Annotated in this window: 16 protein-coding genes and 1 tRNA gene; 10 read left to right on the top strand and 7 right to left on the bottom strand. The window is 65.7% G+C overall.

Going from position 1 to position 15680, the window contains the following annotated elements:
• Positions 1-18: 18 nt before the first annotated feature.
• The 6 genes from MAB_RS09670 to MAB_RS09645 form a co-directional block, all read right to left on the bottom strand.
• Positions 19-1368, bottom strand: a complete 1350-nt coding sequence (locus MAB_RS09670) for a CoA transferase (protein ID WP_005110423.1) — start codon at positions 1366-1368, stop codon at positions 19-21.
• A gap of 78 nt (positions 1369-1446) precedes the next feature.
• Entirely contained in the window at positions 1447-1890 is a 444-nt protein-coding gene (locus MAB_RS09665; RefSeq protein ID WP_005110421.1) for an acyl-CoA thioesterase, read from the bottom strand.
• A gap of 124 nt (positions 1891-2014) precedes the next feature.
• Positions 2015-2089: transfer RNA gene (locus MAB_RS09660), tRNA-Val, on the bottom strand.
• Between the two features lie 31 nt (positions 2090-2120).
• Complete coding sequence (locus MAB_RS09655; protein WP_005060609.1) at positions 2121-2582, bottom strand: peroxiredoxin; 462 nt, start codon at positions 2580-2582, stop codon at positions 2121-2123.
• Positions 2583-2613: 31 nt separating this feature from the next.
• The gene (locus tag MAB_RS09650) at positions 2614-3039 is read right to left on the bottom strand and encodes a DUF3052 domain-containing protein (RefSeq protein ID WP_005060606.1); all 426 of its coding nucleotides are present in this window, start codon (positions 3037-3039) and stop codon (positions 2614-2616) included.
• Positions 3040-3130: 91 nt separating this feature from the next.
• Positions 3131-3688 carry a hypothetical protein gene (locus tag MAB_RS09645; RefSeq protein ID WP_005110418.1) on the bottom strand — a complete coding sequence of 186 codons (558 nt, stop codon included), beginning with the start codon at positions 3686-3688 and terminating at the stop codon, positions 3131-3133.
• A 150-nt stretch (positions 3689-3838) separates the two neighbouring features.
• Between MAB_RS09645 and aceE the strand changes: the two genes are divergently transcribed.
• The 10 genes from aceE (at position 3839) to MAB_RS09595 (ending at position 14703) form a co-directional block, all read left to right on the top strand.
• On the top strand, positions 3839-6637 hold the full coding sequence (aceE, locus tag MAB_RS09640; RefSeq protein ID WP_005110416.1) for a pyruvate dehydrogenase (acetyl-transferring), homodimeric type: 2799 nt from the start codon (positions 3839-3841) through the stop codon (positions 6635-6637).
• A gap of 142 nt (positions 6638-6779) precedes the next feature.
• Positions 6780-7220, top strand: a complete 441-nt coding sequence (locus MAB_RS09635) for a DM13 domain-containing protein (RefSeq protein WP_005085226.1) — start codon at positions 6780-6782, stop codon at positions 7218-7220.
• Positions 7217-7699 (top strand): DoxX family membrane protein, encoded by a 483-nt coding sequence (locus MAB_RS09630; RefSeq protein WP_005098137.1) that lies wholly within the window; start codon positions 7217-7219, stop codon positions 7697-7699. Before MAB_RS09635 ends, MAB_RS09630 begins: the two co-directional genes overlap by 4 nt.
• Positions 7689-8318: a TetR/AcrR family transcriptional regulator gene (locus MAB_RS09625; protein WP_005115862.1), complete on the top strand. Its 630-nt coding sequence runs from the start codon at positions 7689-7691 to the stop codon at positions 8316-8318. The genes MAB_RS09630 and MAB_RS09625 overlap by 11 nt, the downstream gene beginning before the upstream one ends.
• Before the next feature lie 48 nt (positions 8319-8366).
• Positions 8367-9647, top strand: a complete 1281-nt coding sequence (locus tag MAB_RS09620) for a PucR family transcriptional regulator (protein ID WP_005085223.1) — start codon at positions 8367-8369, stop codon at positions 9645-9647.
• 159 nt (positions 9648-9806) lie between these two features.
• Positions 9807-10739 carry an ACP S-malonyltransferase gene (locus tag MAB_RS09615; protein ID WP_005087565.1) on the top strand — a complete coding sequence of 311 codons (933 nt, stop codon included), beginning with the start codon at positions 9807-9809 and terminating at the stop codon, positions 10737-10739.
• A 118-nt stretch (positions 10740-10857) separates the two neighbouring features.
• Complete coding sequence (gene acpM, locus MAB_RS09610) at positions 10858-11166, top strand: meromycolate extension acyl carrier protein AcpM (protein WP_005060591.1); 309 nt, start codon at positions 10858-10860, stop codon at positions 11164-11166.
• Positions 11163-12416, top strand: coding sequence for a 3-oxoacyl-ACP synthase KasA (gene kasA, locus MAB_RS09605; protein WP_005060589.1), 1254 nt, complete (start codon positions 11163-11165; stop codon positions 12414-12416). Before acpM ends, kasA begins: the two co-directional genes overlap by 4 nt.
• 18 nt (positions 12417-12434) lie before the next feature.
• Positions 12435-13856, top strand: a complete 1422-nt coding sequence (locus MAB_RS09600) for an acyl-CoA carboxylase subunit beta (protein ID WP_005060587.1) — start codon at positions 12435-12437, stop codon at positions 13854-13856.
• Between the two features lie 7 nt (positions 13857-13863).
• Positions 13864-14703 (top strand): alpha/beta fold hydrolase, encoded by an 840-nt coding sequence (locus tag MAB_RS09595; protein WP_005085220.1) that lies wholly within the window; start codon positions 13864-13866, stop codon positions 14701-14703.
• 9 nt (positions 14704-14712) lie between these two features.
• Here the strand turns inward: MAB_RS09595 and MAB_RS09590 are convergent, their stop codons facing one another.
• The gene (locus MAB_RS09590) at positions 14713-15633 is read right to left on the bottom strand and encodes an NADP-dependent oxidoreductase (protein WP_005093230.1); all 921 of its coding nucleotides are present in this window, start codon (positions 15631-15633) and stop codon (positions 14713-14715) included.
• Between the last annotated feature and the right edge of the window lie 47 nt (positions 15634-15680).

Genomic DNA, 15680 nt, shown 5'->3' with positions numbered 1-15680 from the left:
GCACCGGAACCATCGGGCTCATGGCGCCCAGCTCAGCGGGTCGTTCCCGTACGGCCCCGGCGGAAAACGATAGGTCAGTCGCACCCCGCCGGAGAACGCCACGGGTTGAGCGAAAGACAAAGTCCCAAAGGACGATTCGACACTCTCCCGGGCAACGGTGAACTCTTGCCGCCCTCCGTTTCTCCTCGCGAGATCCAGAAGGAGATGCCCGGTTCGCGCCAAACACAGATGCGCAGAGCCTGCCCCAATTTGCGATCGACGGGCCAACAGCGCAAGCGCGGCCGCCGCCACGCCGTAGCCGGTCGCATGATCCAGGGCCTGGACAGGAAGCGCTCCGGGACGCCAGGCTCCGGTGCTATCCGTTTGCCCATACAGCTCCCCGACCCCGATCGCTGACTGCACCAACGAATCAAATCCCCGCCGATCGCCCCAGGGGCCACCATCACCCCACGCATCCAGGGTGACGACCGACAGCGCAGGAAAGCGCTCACGCAGCGCCGCAGAGTCCAACCCGTATCGCGTCAACGCTGCGGGCCGGTACCCGGATATAACGACGTCGGCCTCGGCCAGCAGTGCCTCGATACGATCGCGCTGCGCGGCATCGGCGAAGTCAGAAATAGCGCTGCGCTTACCGAAACCCGTATCGAGATACTGGTCAACCAGCTCGGGATTCGAGGGCGGATCTACGCGTAACACGTCAGCGCCCAGGAGTGCCAGGAATCGTGTCGCGACCGGTCCGGCGATCACCCGGGTGAGGTCCAAAACCCGTACTCCCGAAAGCCTTCGGCCGGGCGCCAGCGGCGCACCGAGGGTCTCACCGAGCTCGAACCGAATCCACGGCTGAGTGTCGACGAACTTCCCAGCGCCGCCGCCTCTCCACTGATTGGGCGACCGGAGAGCCACAGCGAGCCCACCGGAGGCGGTGATACGCTCCGCGATCAGGTCGGCACCCAGCCGCAGAATCTGCTCTGCCAAAGCATCTTTGGAGTCCACCCCAAATGTCTCCACGAGGACACGGGCATGGTGTGGGTAGTTGGCATGCAGTCGAACCCAGCCATCAGCGGCGCGAAAGAAACCGGACAACTCGGCGAACCCGACCGGCTGGCGCCCGTCAACACGCAGATGGTCCAGGGATGCGAACGCAGCAGCCACGGCCCGACTATCGGTGCTAAGACGTTCACCGGTACAGGCAATGTTCGCAGCCGTCAGCGCGGCCTGCACGCTGCCCAGCGCAAGTCCTTCAACGTCGAGCTGGCCACCCCACCAGTGCCGCGGCCCCGTACAAGGCGCCACCGCCGCGGGAGAAACCGGACCGAGAGCTGGCGACAACCATTCGTATAGCGACGGGATATCCGCCCCGGAATGCATCACACCTCGATGCTATGGGTCATGATCTTGGTGGCCCTTCAGCAACCGACACGCGAGGTAAGGGCAGGGCTCGCGCAGCTACGGGGTTACCGCCGCCTCGGCGCGGCGGCGGCGGAAGGGAACTGGCTCTCCCTGCAAACCATCCAGCACGGCACGCAGGTGCTCTGGAATCTGGGCGGGGCGACCATCATCGTCGACGACCACCATCGAGGTCTCCGCGATCGCCGCAACGGCTCCGTCGGCGCCGATAATCTCGTAGCCGATACCGAACCCCGCCGTGCCGATCCGCGTGGCGCGCATGATCACCCGCGCCGGTTCGTGCGAGTACAGCAAGGGCTGCACATAGTCGATTTCCTGATGCGCGACGAACATGGTTATCCGACCGGATTCCACGCCCATGAGCTTGTCGGCAAGAAACCGGATGCGTGCCTCCTCGATCAGCCGAAACATGGCCACGTTGTTCACATGCCGATAGGCATCCATATCGGCCCAGCGCAACTCGACCTTGACTTCGACTCCCATGCCCTTAACTTTCGCCGATACATCGAATCGCAGCCAATCGACACCACGAGTTGTGATTGGGCTAACTGCCTGCGGTCAGAGGGTCGATGTGGTGCGCCGTCAGCTCGTCAAAAGCCAGGCACCTTGGTGGGCGCGGAGGGTTTCGAACCCCCGACCGCTGGTGTGTAAAACCAGAGCTCTACCACTGAGCTACACGCCCGGTCCACGTCGTGACCAACGTGGGAATCAGCTCACGAATGTAGCGCGGCCAGCGCCTGTACCCAACCCGCCTGGTCACGGGCTTGCCCGGGGTCCAGCATTTCGGCGAATCGGATGATTCCGTCGGCATCCACCACGAAGGTGCCGCGGTTCGGATACCCGGCCTTCTCGTTGAGCACCCCGTACGCCTCGGCGACGGCGCCGTGGGGCCAGAAATCGGACAGGATCGGGAAGGTGAAGCCGCTGTAGCTGGACCAGATCTTGTGGATCGGCCCGGCGCTCACCGACAGCGCGATGATCTGCACCTCGTCGTTCTCGAAGTCGCCGATGTGGTCGCGCACATGGTCCAGCTCGCCCTGGCACACGCCGGTGAAGGCCAGCGGGAAGAACACCAGCAGCACGGCCTTCTTGCCCCGGAAATCGCTAAGGCTGACGGGCTGGTTGTTTTGGTTGCGCAGGGTGAAGTCGGGGGCGACGGTGCCAACAGGCAGCATTAGCGAGACCTTCTGCTCTTCGCGCGAGCGCTCATCGCCGCCCGCCCCGGGATGATTTGGGCTGCACCAGCCGCGTCGCGCTCCAATCCCCCAGGTTGAGAGACGATGTCTGCACCAGACCCGCCGTCGGCGCCGACTCGGCGATCTCCGAGGGCTGCACATGGCCGGACTTGCCGGTCTTGGGTGTCAACACCCAAATCACGCCGTCCTCAGCCAAGGGAGTGATGGCGTCCATCAACGCGTCGACCAGGTCGCCGTCGTCATCGCGCCACCACAACAGGACCACATCGACCACATCGTCGGAGTCCTCGTCGAGGAGCTCCGAACCGCATGCGTCCTCGATGTCAGCCCGGATGTCGTCATCCGTGTCCTCATCCCAGCCCAGCTCCTGCACAAGCTGATCACGCTGGATGCCCAACTTGCGGGCATAGTTCGAGGCGTCAGCCGCCGCGACCACCGTTCGGCCCCTCCTTATTCACAGGTGCGTGCTTGCGCACATGGGATGAATGCTCACATCGTCGCATGCCGATGGCAATCCTCGTCAGGCACTATCGGCCTTTTGTTTGTAGAAGCGGTTCACAGATCTTCCCGGCACGCTCCCGCGCGTCGTTGAACGTGCGCACCACCGCGTTGAGAGTGCTACTGCTCAACCGATTGTCGAACGCACCGGCCAGTTTTCGGGACTGCTCGACGTACTGCGTGAGTGCATCGCGCAACTCGTCCGTCTGGGCCTTCGCCTTGACGGAGTCAATTTGGCCGGCGCTGGTGTTGAGCGCATTGATCACCGGCCCCACCTTGGCTTCGGCACTCGATCCGTAGCCACCTTCGTCATTCATGACGGAAATCAGGTCATTACCTGCTGAAACAGCCGCGTCCGAGGTCATCGCGAACGTCTCGCACGCATCGGCCTGAGCCTGCGCACGCGATGTCTCCTGACGCTTGGACTCCTCGGACCGCGACGCTTCGACGGACTGTGAGACGAATGTGCGGTACTCCGACACCGACTCACTGGGCGCCGACGCCTGCCCTCCCGTGGCCACCGTGCAGCCCGCCACGACCGCGGCACAGATGGCCGCCAGCGCGATCAACAGCGCCGCCATACGCATGTAACGACGGTACCCGCTGCGCGCCCCGTAGGCCGGTAGGCCGCATGTTGAGAGACCAGACTCGCTAGTAGCAAGTGACTTGGGGCACGATGGGGATACCGATCTGATTGTGACTGAGATCTGCACCCCCACCCCTAAGGAGCAGAAAAGTTGACCACGGAGTTCGCTCGCCAGGATCTGGCCGGAAATTCAAGTGTGCCAAGTCCATCCGAGAATCCAGAACGTGTCCGGGTGATCCGCGAAGGTGTCGCGTCATACTTGCCGGACATCGATCCGGATGAGACGGGCGAATGGCTGGAGTCGTTTGACGGCCTGCTGGCCCGCTCGGGGCCGGCCCGGGCCCGGTACCTGATGCTGCGGCTGCTGGAGCGGGCGAACGCGGGCCGCGTGGCCATCCCCGCGCTGACGTCCACCGACTACGTCAACACCATCCCCACCGAGAACGAGCCGTGGTTCCCCGGCGATGAGGACACCGAGCGCCGTTTTCGCGCGTGGATCCGCTGGAATGCCGCGATCATGGTGCACCGCGCGCAGCGCCCAGGCGTGGGTGTGGGCGGACACATCTCGACCTATGCCTCCTCGGCCGCCCTCTACGAGGTCGGTTTCAACCACTTCTTCCGGGGAAATGCCCACCCGGGCGGCGGCGACCAGATATTCATCCAGGGCCACGCCTCCCCCGGCATCTACGCCCGTGCCTTCCTGGAGGGCCGGCTCACCACCGATCAGCTGGACGGATTCCGCCAGGAGAAGAGCCACCCCGGCGGCGGCCTACCCTCCTACCCGCATCCGCGCCTGATGCCCGATTTCTGGCAGTTCCCAACGGTTTCCATGGGGCTGGGACCGATGAACGCGATCATGCAGGCGCGGTTCAACCACTACCTTCGTGACCGCGGCATCAAGGACACCTCCGATCAGCGGGTGTGGGCCTTCCTCGGCGACGGCGAAATGGACGAGCCCGAATCGCGCGGCCTGGCACACATCGCCGCGACCGAGGGCCTGGACAACCTGACGTTCGTCGTCAACTGCAACTTGCAGCGCCTCGACGGCCCGGTGCGCGGCAACGGCAAGATCATCCAGGAGCTGGAGTCCTTCTTCCGCGGCGCCGGCTGGAATGTCATCAAGGTGGTGTGGGGCCGCGAATGGGATGCCCTGCTGCACGCCGACCGCGACGGCGCACTGGTGAACTTGATGAACACCACCGCCGACGGCGACTACCAGACCTACAAGGCCAATGACGGTGCCTACGTCCGCGAGCACTTCTTCGGGCGCGATCCGCGCACCAAGGAACTGGTGAAAGACCTTACCGACGCCCAGGTTTGGAACCTCAAGCGCGGCGGCCACGACTATCGCAAGGTATACGCCGCCTACCGCGCGGCCACCGAGCACAAGGGCCAGCCGACGGTCATCCTGGCCAAGACCATCAAGGGCTACACGCTGGGCAAGCACTTCGAGGGCCGCAACGCCACTCACCAGATGAAGAAGCTGACGCTGGATGACCTGAAGGACTTCCGCGACAAGCAGCGCATCCCGATCTCGGACGCCCAGCTCGAAGAGAACCCCTATCTGCCGCCGTATTACCACCCCGGCCCCGAGGCTCCGGAAATCCGCTACATGCTGGACCGGCGCCGCGCCCTGGGTGGCTTTGTGCCGTCGCGTCGCACCACGTCGCGCCCGCTCACGCTGCCGGGTTCGGAGACCTATGCCTCGATCAAGAAGGGCTCGGGCAAGCAAGAAGTCGCCACCACCATGGCGCTGGTCCGCACCTTCAAAGAACTGTTGCGCGACAAGAACATCGGTAACCGCATCGTTCCGATCATCCCCGACGAGGCCCGCACCTTCGGCATGGACTCGTGGTTCCCGTCGCTGAAGATCTACAACCGCAACGGCCAGCTGTACACCTCGGTGGATGCCGAATTGATGTTGGCGTACAAGGAAAGCGCGCAGGGACAGATCCTGCACGAGGGCATCAACGAGGCCGGATCCACCGCCTCGTTCACCGCGGTGGGCACGGCGTACTCGACCCACGACGAGCCGATGATCCCGCTGTACATCTTCTATTCGATGTTCGGCTTCCAGCGCACCGGCGACGGCCTGTGGGCCGCCGCCGACCAGATGGCCCGCGGCTTCGTGCTGGGCGCGACGGCGGGCCGCACCACCCTGACCGGCGAGGGCCTGCAGCACGCCGACGGCCACTCGCTGCTACTGGCGAGCACCAATCCCGCTGTGGTGGCTTACGATCCGGCGTTCGCGTACGAGATCGCGCACATCGTCGAGCATGGCCTGCAGCGGATGTACGGCGAGAACAGCGAGAACGTGTACTTCTACATCACGCTGTACAACGAGCCGTACGTGCAGCCGGCCGAGCCGGAGAACGTCGATACCGAGGGCATTCTGCGCGGCATCTATAAGTTCCGCGCGGCACCCGAAGCGCGCACGCACCGGGCCAACATCCTGGCCTCCGGGGTGTCGGTGCCCGACGCGCTGCGGGCCGCGGACTTGTTGGCCGAGCAGTGGGATGTAGCGGCCGACGTGTGGTCGGTGACCTCCTGGGGTGAGCTCAACCGGGACGGCCTGGCGATCGATCACCAAGCGCTGCGTCACCCGGACCGCCCCAAGGGAGTGCCGTACGTGACAAAGGCGCTGGAGGGCGCCCAGGGCCCCAAGGTGGCGGTCTCGGACTGGATGCACGCGGTGCCCGAGCAGATCAGGCCGTGGGTGCCCGGGATGTACCGCACGCTCGGCGCCGACGGGTTCGGCATCTCCGACACCCGTCCCGCCGCACGCCGGTTCTTCAACACCGACGCCGAGTCGGTCGTCGTCGCGGTGCTCGAGGCATTGGCCGACGAGGGTTCGGTCGACCGCCAGGTCGCCGTCACGGCGGCCGCCCAGTACAAGATCGATGATGTGTCGGCCGCCGACGTCTCCTATAAAGACACCGGCAGCGCCTAGCCCCCCCCGCGAGCATGCTCAAATGTGCGGATTTCGAGCCGATTTCCGCACATTTGAGCATGCTCGCTCTTTTTGTCGACATCAATTGTACTAATCGGTACAGTCGAGGGCGCTCGCTCACATCTCCCGGAAGGAATCCACCATGCGGTTCACCGTTCTTACTGGCACAGCACTTCTGGGCATCGGCTTGACCGTTGCCGCCTGTCACGCGCCCGCCTCTGACTCCTCGCCCAGCACCCAATCTCCGCAGCCGGCCACGACGTCCCAGGCCATGGCCGGCAAGACGCGTACCGGCTCGTTCAACGGCATCGACGGCAAGCACGTCGCCGGCACCGCCACCCTTGCCAACGGGCAGCTCACGTTGACCGGGTTTTCTTCTGACAAGGGCCCGGACCTGCATATCTACCTGACGAAGGGCGCCGACCAGAACGCCGTGAGCACGGGCAAGGAGCTCGGCATGGTTGCCTCGGACAAAGCCGATCAGACATTCACGCTCAGCGACACGGACGCGTCGATGTACGACACGGTCATGATCAATTGCGACAAGGCCAAGGAGGCCTTCGGCGCGGCAGCGTTGATGTGAGAACTCACGCAGGATGGATCGCTCGTGCCGCGCCGATCACCCTTGGCGCGGCACGGGTGATGCTGGGCGTGCTGTGGTTGCACGAGGGAATCTTCAAGTACAGCGCGCATTTCGGACGCGCGGACATTCTGCTCATCGCCCACAGCGCGCAGACCAATACGCGTGTGCCGCAGTACTTCACCGTCTTCTCGGACAATGTGCTGCGCGCATGGCCGGGCCTTTTCGGCGTCGCGGTACCGGTGCTGGAGGTAGCGCTCGGAGCGGTCCTGGTGTTGGGACTGCTTCCTCAGCCGGCGGCCATCATCTCGCTGTTGACGCTGCTCACGTATTGGAGCTCTGACCAGCTGATCAGCCAATACCCGGTGATGGCCGCGCTCTCGGCGATCATCATCGCTTTTCCGGCGCCGAGCGGCCACTATTCGATAGCGCGGTTCAGGCACGCCAGGGCCGCAACTAATGTTGTCCGGGATGGTAGGTAAGTCGTCACCACCAAGCGCCGCCAAGCTCCCCGCGACCGCACACGGCCGCCGCACCCGCGCGGCCATCATCGATGCGGCCGCGCAGATGATGTACCAAAAGGGCGTCGCGGCAACCAGTCTCGACGACATCCTGGCCGCCTCGAGCACCGGCAAATCGCAGCTGTATCACTACTTCAAGGACAGGTCCGAATTAGTAAAGGCGGTCGTGGAGCGTCAGACCGAGCTGGTCTTGGCGGCACAACCCACGCTCACCCAGATCGACTCGATGGACGGTGTCGAGCAATGGGCCCAGGCGATCCTGGCCAACCACGACGTGCCGGGAGGCCCGTTCGGATGCCCGTTGGGCAGCATGGCCGCCGAACTCAAGAACGATCCGGCGTATCAGCCGGCGCTGGCCGCGGCGTTCGGACAGTGGCAGTCGTTGCTTGCGGACGGGCTGATCCGGATGCAGGATCGCGGTCACCTTGACCCGCATGAAGATCCGCAACGGCTCGCCGCGGCGGTTCTCGCGACATTGCAGGGCGGCATGCTGATGGGACGGGCCACCATGGACATCACCGTCTTGCGAGACAGCCTCGAGATGGCCCTCGACAGCATTCGACGCGCACTGCGCGACTAGCCCAGAATTTAGCAGTTTCCCACTAGGAATCGCGGGTATCTTTTAGGGATGCCCGACAATCCGGCCACCGCTCCCCGCGGGTTTCGTGCCGCACGTAAACCCCGGGAGCGCGCCGAGGTCCCCGAAGCGCTGCTACACCGGATCAAGCAGTACTCCGGACGCCTGTCCACCGAGGCCGTGCACGTCATGGAGGACCGGCTGCCGTTCTTCACCGACCTGGAGGCCTCGCAGCGCGCCAGCGTGGCACTGGTGGTCCAGACGGCGATCAACAACTTCGTCGAGTGGATCCGCGACCCCGAGGGCACCGTCGGCTTCACCATGCAAGCCTTCGAGGTGGTGCCGCAGGATCTGGCCAAACGCATCGCACTGCGGCACTCGGTGGACATGGTGCGCACCGCGATGGAGTTCTTCGAAGAGGTGCTCCCCCTACTCGCCCGCAACGACGAGCAGCTGGTGACGCTCACCGAGGGCATCCTGCGCTACAGCCGTGACCTGGCCTTTGGCGCCGCCAGCGCCTATGCCGAGGCCGCCGAGACCCGTGGCGCCTGGGATTCGCGGCTGGAGGCGACCGTGGTCGACGCGGTGGTGCGCGGCGACACCGGACCGGACATGCTGTCGCGCGCGGCGGCACTGAACTGGGACACCAACGCCCCGGCGACCGTCATCGTCGGCACGCCCCGCCCGGACATCATCGCCACCGCAACCACATTGGTACACGAGGTGGCGCAGCGCCACGGACGCGGAGCGCTGGCCGTCATCCAGGGCACCCGACTGCTGACCATCGTGTCGGGTCCGATCACTGCGCACGACAAGTTCCTGGCCGACCTGATGAAGGTCTTCTCCGACGGTCCCGTCGTGGTGGGCCCGACCGCCGGATCACTGAGCGCATCACACACCAGCGCCGTGGAAGCGCTCTCGGGCATGGACGCGGTTTCGGGATGGCGCGGCGCGCCGCGCCCGGTCTCATCGCGCGAGCTGCTGCCCGAGCGCGCCCTACTGGGCGATAAGGCCGCCATCGCGGCGCTCAATACCGAAGTGATGCGTCCGCTGGCCGACGCCGGCCCAGCGCTCACGGAAACGCTGGACGCCTATTTAGATTCCGGCGGCGCCATCGAGGCGTGCGCGCGGGCACTGTTTGTTCACCCAAACACCGTCCGTTATCGACTCAAGCGAATCACCGATTTCACCGGAAGGGACCCAACGTCCCCGCGTGATGCCTATGTGTTGCGCGTCGCGGCAACCGTCGGCAGACTGGCCCAGGACCATGCCGACGCCTTCACTCCTGAACCAGGAGTCACACCCGTCACAATTAATGTCATCAAGACTTAGAAGGGCTACTGGCCGGTCACCTGCGAGGTCCCACATTGCGAGACGGTATAGATCGGGTCGCAATGGATGACTTTTTGTAGGCATCCCACAAATACTTAAGACAAGATTCATTTTCTCTTACACGGCGCGAACGGCCCTTCACAGTGTTCTCTTAAACACGTGATTGCACTGCTCGCTCCCGGACAGGGATCCCAGACTCCCGGCATGTTGACCCCGTGGCTCGAACTGCCCGGTGCCACGGATCAGGTCGAGCAGTGGTCGAAAGCCAGCGGACTCGATCTGGTGCGCCTGGGAACCACCGCCACCGCCGAGGAGATCACCGACACCTCCATCACCCAGCCGCTGGTCGTCGCACTGACGCTGCTGGCCTATGACGAGCTGAACAAGCGCGGTCACCTCAACGGGAAAATCGCCAGCGGCGAAGTCATCGTCGCCGGCCACTCCGTGGGCGAGATCGCCGCCTATGCCATCGCCGGGGTCATCTCCGCCGATGAGGCCATCACCCTGGCCGCCACCCGCGGCGCCGAGATGGCCAAGGCCTGCGCGCTGGACCCCACCGGTATGTCTGCTGTGCTGGGCGGCGACGAGGCAGAGGTGCTGGAGCGCCTCGAAGCCCTCGAACTGGTTCCCGCCAACCGCAACGCCGTCGGACAGATCGTCGCCGCCGGCCGCATCACGGCGCTGGAGAAGCTGGCCGAGGATCCGCCGGCCAAGGCCCGCGTACGCCAGCTCGCCACCGCCGGTGCCTTCCACACCCACTTCATGGCCCCCGCGCAGGAGGCCTACGCCGCCGCGGCCGCCGCCATCACGCCGTCCGAGCCGACCGTCACGCTGCTGTCGAACCTCGACGGCTCCCCCGTCACCTCCGGTGCCGACGCCATGGCCAAGCTGGTCAACCAGATGACCTCGCCGGTGCGCTGGGATCTGTGCACCGAGTACTTCAAGACAGCCAACGACACCCCGGCAGCGACCGCCGTGGTGGAGCTGCCGCCCTCGGGGGCGCTGTCCGGCATCGCCAAGCGCGAGATGCGCGGGGTTCCCAACCACGCTCTCAAGACCCCCGAAGATCTAGAAGCACTGGCCGAGCTCTAAGCGGCCAACTAGCAGTACCCCGGATGGGCGGGCAAAGCCGCCCTCTCGTCCAGTTCCAGATAACAGAGTTCACCCCAGGGCTGCATCCGCAGTCCATAACACCGAAGGGAGCCACCGAGTGGCCACCGCAGAAGAAAAAGATCGCATCGTCGCCGGTCTCGCCGAGATCATCGAAGAGGTCACCGGTATCGAGCCTTCCGAGGTCACCCTCGAGAAGTCGTTCGTTGACGATCTGGACATCGACTCGCTGTCGATGGTTGAGATCGCCGTCCAGACCGAGGACAAGTACGGCGTGAAGATCCCCGATGAGGACCTGGCCGGACTGCGCACCGTCGGTGACGTCGTGAACTACATCGAGAAGCTCGAGCAGGAGAACCCCGAGGCCGCGGCCAACATCCGCGCGCAGCTGGAGGGCTCCGACAAGTGACACTCCCTTCCACTGCCAACGGTGGCTTCCCCAACGTCGTTGTGACGGCTCTCGCCGCAACGACATCTATCGCGCCTGACATCGAGGGCACGTGGAAGGGACTGATCGCCGGGGAGAGCGGTATCGAGGTTCTCGAGGACGAATTCGTCGAGAAGTTCGGACTGCCGGTGTGGATCGGTGGGCACCTCAAGGAGCCCATCGATAACCACATGACCCGGTTGGAACTTCGCCGGATGGCCTACGTGCAGCGGATGGCGCTGCACGTAGGCCGTCAGGTGTGGCAGAACGCCGGCTCGCCCGATGACATCGACAAGGACCGCCTTGGTGTCGTCATCGGTACCGGGCTCGGCGGCGGCGAGCGCATCGTCGAAACCTACGACACCATGAACGAGCATGGCATTCGCAAGGTTTCGCCCCTCGCCGTGCAGATGTGCATGCCCAACGGTGCCGCCGCGGTGGTGGGCCTGGAGATCGGCGCCCGCGCGGGTGTCATCACGCCGGTGTCGGCGTGTTCCTCCGGCTCCGAGGCCATCGCGCACGCGTGGCGCCAGATCGTGATGGGCGATGCAGACATGATCGTCTGCGGTGGTGTCGAGGGCATGATCGAAGCCCTGCCCATCGCCGCGTTCTCCATGATGCGCGCCATGTCGACGCGGAATGACGAGCCGGAGAAGGCTTCTCGCCCGTTCGACAAGGACCGCGACGGATTCGTGTTCGGCGAGGCCGGTGCTCTCATGGTCATCGAGACCGAGGAGCACGCCAAGGCTCGCGGCGCACAGATCATCGGCCGCGTGATGGGTGCCGGTATCACCTCCGACGCGTACCACATGGTGGCTCCCGGCCCCGACGGCATTCGCGCCGGCGCGGCCATGACCCGCGCAATTCAGACAGCAGGCTTGTCCCCCAAGGACATTGACCACATCAACGCTCACGGCACGGCCACCCCGATCGGCGATGTCGCCGAGGCCAACGCCATTCACGTCGCCGGCGTACAGCACGCCGCGGTCTACGCGCCAAAGTCGGCGCTCGGCCACTCGATCGGCGCCGTCGGCGCGTTGGAGTCCGTGCTTACTGTGCTGGCTCTGCGTGACGGTGTTATCCCCCCGACGCTCAATCTTGACAACCTTGATCCCGAAATCGACCTGGATGTCGTTGCGGGCGAGCCTCGTCACGGGGATTTTAAGTATGCGATCAACAACTCGTTTGGATTCGGCGGGCACAACGTCGCGCTTGCCTTTGGCAAGTATTAAGAACCAGAGAGGCTGAAGATGACGATCCTGGCTCCCGAGGCCATCGACGAATCACTCGATCCGCGTGACCCCCTGCTACGGCTTAACACCTTCTTCGATGACGGCAGCGTCGAGTTGCTGCATGAGCGTGACCGCTCGGGTGTGCTGGCCGCCGCGGGCACGGTCAACGGAGTCAGGACCATCGCCTTCTGCACCGACGGCACCGTCATGGGCGGCGCCATGGGTGTCGAGGGTTGCCGCCACATCGTCAACGCCTACGACACCGCCATCGAGGAGCAGAGCCCCATCGTGGGTATCTGGCACTCCGGCGGTGCGCGGTTGGCCGAGGGTGTGAAGGCTCTGCACGCCGTCGGGCTGGTCTTCGAGGCCATGATCCGGGCCTCGGGCTACATCCCCCAGATCTCGGTGGTCGTGGGCTTCGCCGCCGGCGGCGCGGCATACGGCCCGGCCCTGACCGACGTCATCATCATGGCGCCGGAGAGCCGCGTGTTCGTCACCGGGCCCGACGTGGTCCGCAGCGTCACCGGTGAGGACGTCGACATGGCGACCCTGGGTGGCCCCGATGCCCACCACAAGAAGTCGGGTGTGTGCCACATCGTCGCCGACGATGAACTGGACGCCTACGCCCGCGGCCGCAAGCTGGTCGGCTTCTTCTGCCAGCAAGGCGTTTTCGACCGGGGCCGCGCCGAGGCCGACCACACCGATCTGCGCGCCCTGCTCCCCGAGTCGGCCAAGCGCGCCTACGACGTGCACCCGATCGTCAACGCGCTGCTCGACGGGGACGACCCGTTCGAAGAGTTCCAGGGCAAGTGGGCCCCCTCGATGGTCATCGGCCTGGGCCGGCTGGCCGGACGTACCGTCGGCGTGCTGGCCAACAATCCGCTGCGTCTGGGCGGCTGCCTGAACTCCGAAAGCGCCGAGAAGGCAGCACGTTTCGTGCGCCTGTGCAACGCCTTCGGCATCCCGCTGATCGTGCTCGTGGACGTGCCGGGTTACCTGCCCGGTGTGGGCCAGGAGTGGGGCGGCGTGGTGCGCCGCGGCGCCAAGCTGCTGCACGCGTTCGGTGAGGCCACCGTTCCGCGCGTCACGCTGGTGACCCGCAAGATCTACGGCGGCGCCTACATCGCCATGAACTCCCGCTCGCTGGGCGCCACCAAGGTGTTCGCCTGGCCGGACGCCGAGGTCGCCGTGATGGGCGCCAAGGCCGCCGTCGGCATTCTGCACAAGAAGCAACTCGCCGCCGCCGCACCCGAGGAGCGCGAGGCGCTGCACGAGGAGCTGGCGCTCGAGCACGAGCGGATCGCCGGTGGCGTGGATCGCGCCATCGAGATCGGCGTGGTCGACGAGGAGATCGAGCCGTCGCAGACCCGCGCGGTACTGACCCGCGCGCTGGCCGAGGCGCCCTCGCGCCGCGGCCGTCACAAGAACATCCCGCTGTAGACCCTGCATGTCGGAGCACCGGCGCACGTCCATCTCCGTCGACGGACACCGGCTGGCATATCGCCAGTTCGGTTCCGGGGACCGCGTCGTGGTGCTGTCTCACGCCTTTCTCACCTCGCACTACCTGGAGCACGCGTGGGCCCAGGAATTGGCGGCACGCGGCTTCCGGGTGATCTGCCTGGACCTGCTGGGTACCACCGCCGACGAGCGCCCGTTGGAGCCCGACCGGTATAACTCGCAGGCGTTGGGCCGTCAGCTCATCGGCGCCCTGGATGCCCTGGGCATCGAACGCGCGGTGCTCGGCGGCACCTCCGTCGGCGCGAATATTTCCATCGAGGCCGCGGCGCTGGCGCCCGAGCGGGTGGCGGGCCTGCTGTTGGAGGGGCCCTTCCTGGAGCACGGCATCGGTGCCGCCGGATATCTGTGGTCGGCCGGGCTCACGCTGTTCACTCTGGGCCGTCCGCTCGTGTGGCTGGCCGGTGCGGTGGCCCGCTCGTTCCCGGAGACCGAACAACCCACCCTGGGCCTGATCCGCGCCTTCCTGACCGCTCCCCCGGCGCGATCAGCGGCGTTCATGCGGGGGATGCTGGTGGGCCGGATGGCCCCGCCGCGGGCGGTACGCCGGTCGGTGAACGTGCCCACGATGATCCTCTCGCTGACCGCCGACCCGCTACATCCGGCGTCGGACGCGCATAGCCTGGCCGTCGATATCGTTGGTGCGCAAGTTGTTTCGGCCGGAACCCTGGCCACCCTGCGGTTTTGGCCGCGACGGGTCACGCCGGCGATCGTGAGCTTCCTGGTGGAGACGTTCGGCATCGACGTCACCGCCCGGCAGGCGGACGCCTAGGCCACACAACTAGAGGTCGATGACGATCTTGCCGTGCACGTGCCGACCGGCCTGCAGTTCAACCGCGCGGCGGATCTGCGCCAACGGGAAGCTCGCGGCGATTGGCACCCGAAGTTGGCCTGCGGCGATCAGCCGGGCGAGTTCCTCCAGCGCGCCCTCGGCGGCGTTCGCGCCGTTGGCTGCCGAAATGCCTTCCACCTGTGTGGCGATGGTGCAAATCCGGCTCTCCGGTACTCCGAGTTCCCTTGCGGCATAAACAGTTTCCGTTCCATGCAGGTCGATGGCCGCGGTGATGCCGCCGGGAGCGAGTATTCGGACCCGATTGGCCAGGCCGTCACCGTAGGCGACCGGCTCGGCCCCCAGGCCGCGCAGGAAATCGGCCGATGTCGCCGATCCCGTGCCAATCACGCGCGCTCCGGCGATTCGGGCCAACTGGACGGCGAAGACGCCAACCCCGCCGCCGGCCCCGCCGATCAACACCGTGTCACCCGGGCCCGGGTTCACCACGGCCAGGGCCGCCGACGCGGTACGACCGGCGATCGCCAGGGTTGCGGCGGTGCGGTCGTCGATACCGTCGGGAATGTGATGCGCCTCCTCGGCCGCGATCCCCCCGGTCACATTGATCAACACGAAGTCGGCCACCGCGCGGGACAACGCGCCCCCGAATACCCGGTCGCCCACCGCGAAGCCGGACACCCCGTCACCGACCTGGTCGATCACGCCCGCGTAATCGGTCCCAAACCCGACCGGAAGACTCAGGCCGAAGCGGGCGGCGGTGTCCGCATCGGCGGTGATGATCCAGTCCATCGGGTTCAAGCCGGCCGCGGTGACCCGCACCCGGATCTGTCCCGGACCGGCCTGCGGAGCAGGAATCTCACGGACAGCCAGGAGCTCGGGTCCGCCGAAAAAATCGAGTTGCACGGCCCGCATATGCGCCGCCTCCTTGGGATCGAAGAAACGTAGATAAACGGACTATG

Origin of the sequence: Mycobacteroides abscessus ATCC 19977, from assembly GCF_000069185.1 — a bacterium.
GTDB classification, from domain to species: domain Bacteria; phylum Actinomycetota; class Actinomycetes; order Mycobacteriales; family Mycobacteriaceae; genus Mycobacterium; species Mycobacterium abscessus.
Note: the sequence above shows the minus strand (reverse complement) of the source record. Positions and strands in the feature narration are given on the sequence as shown.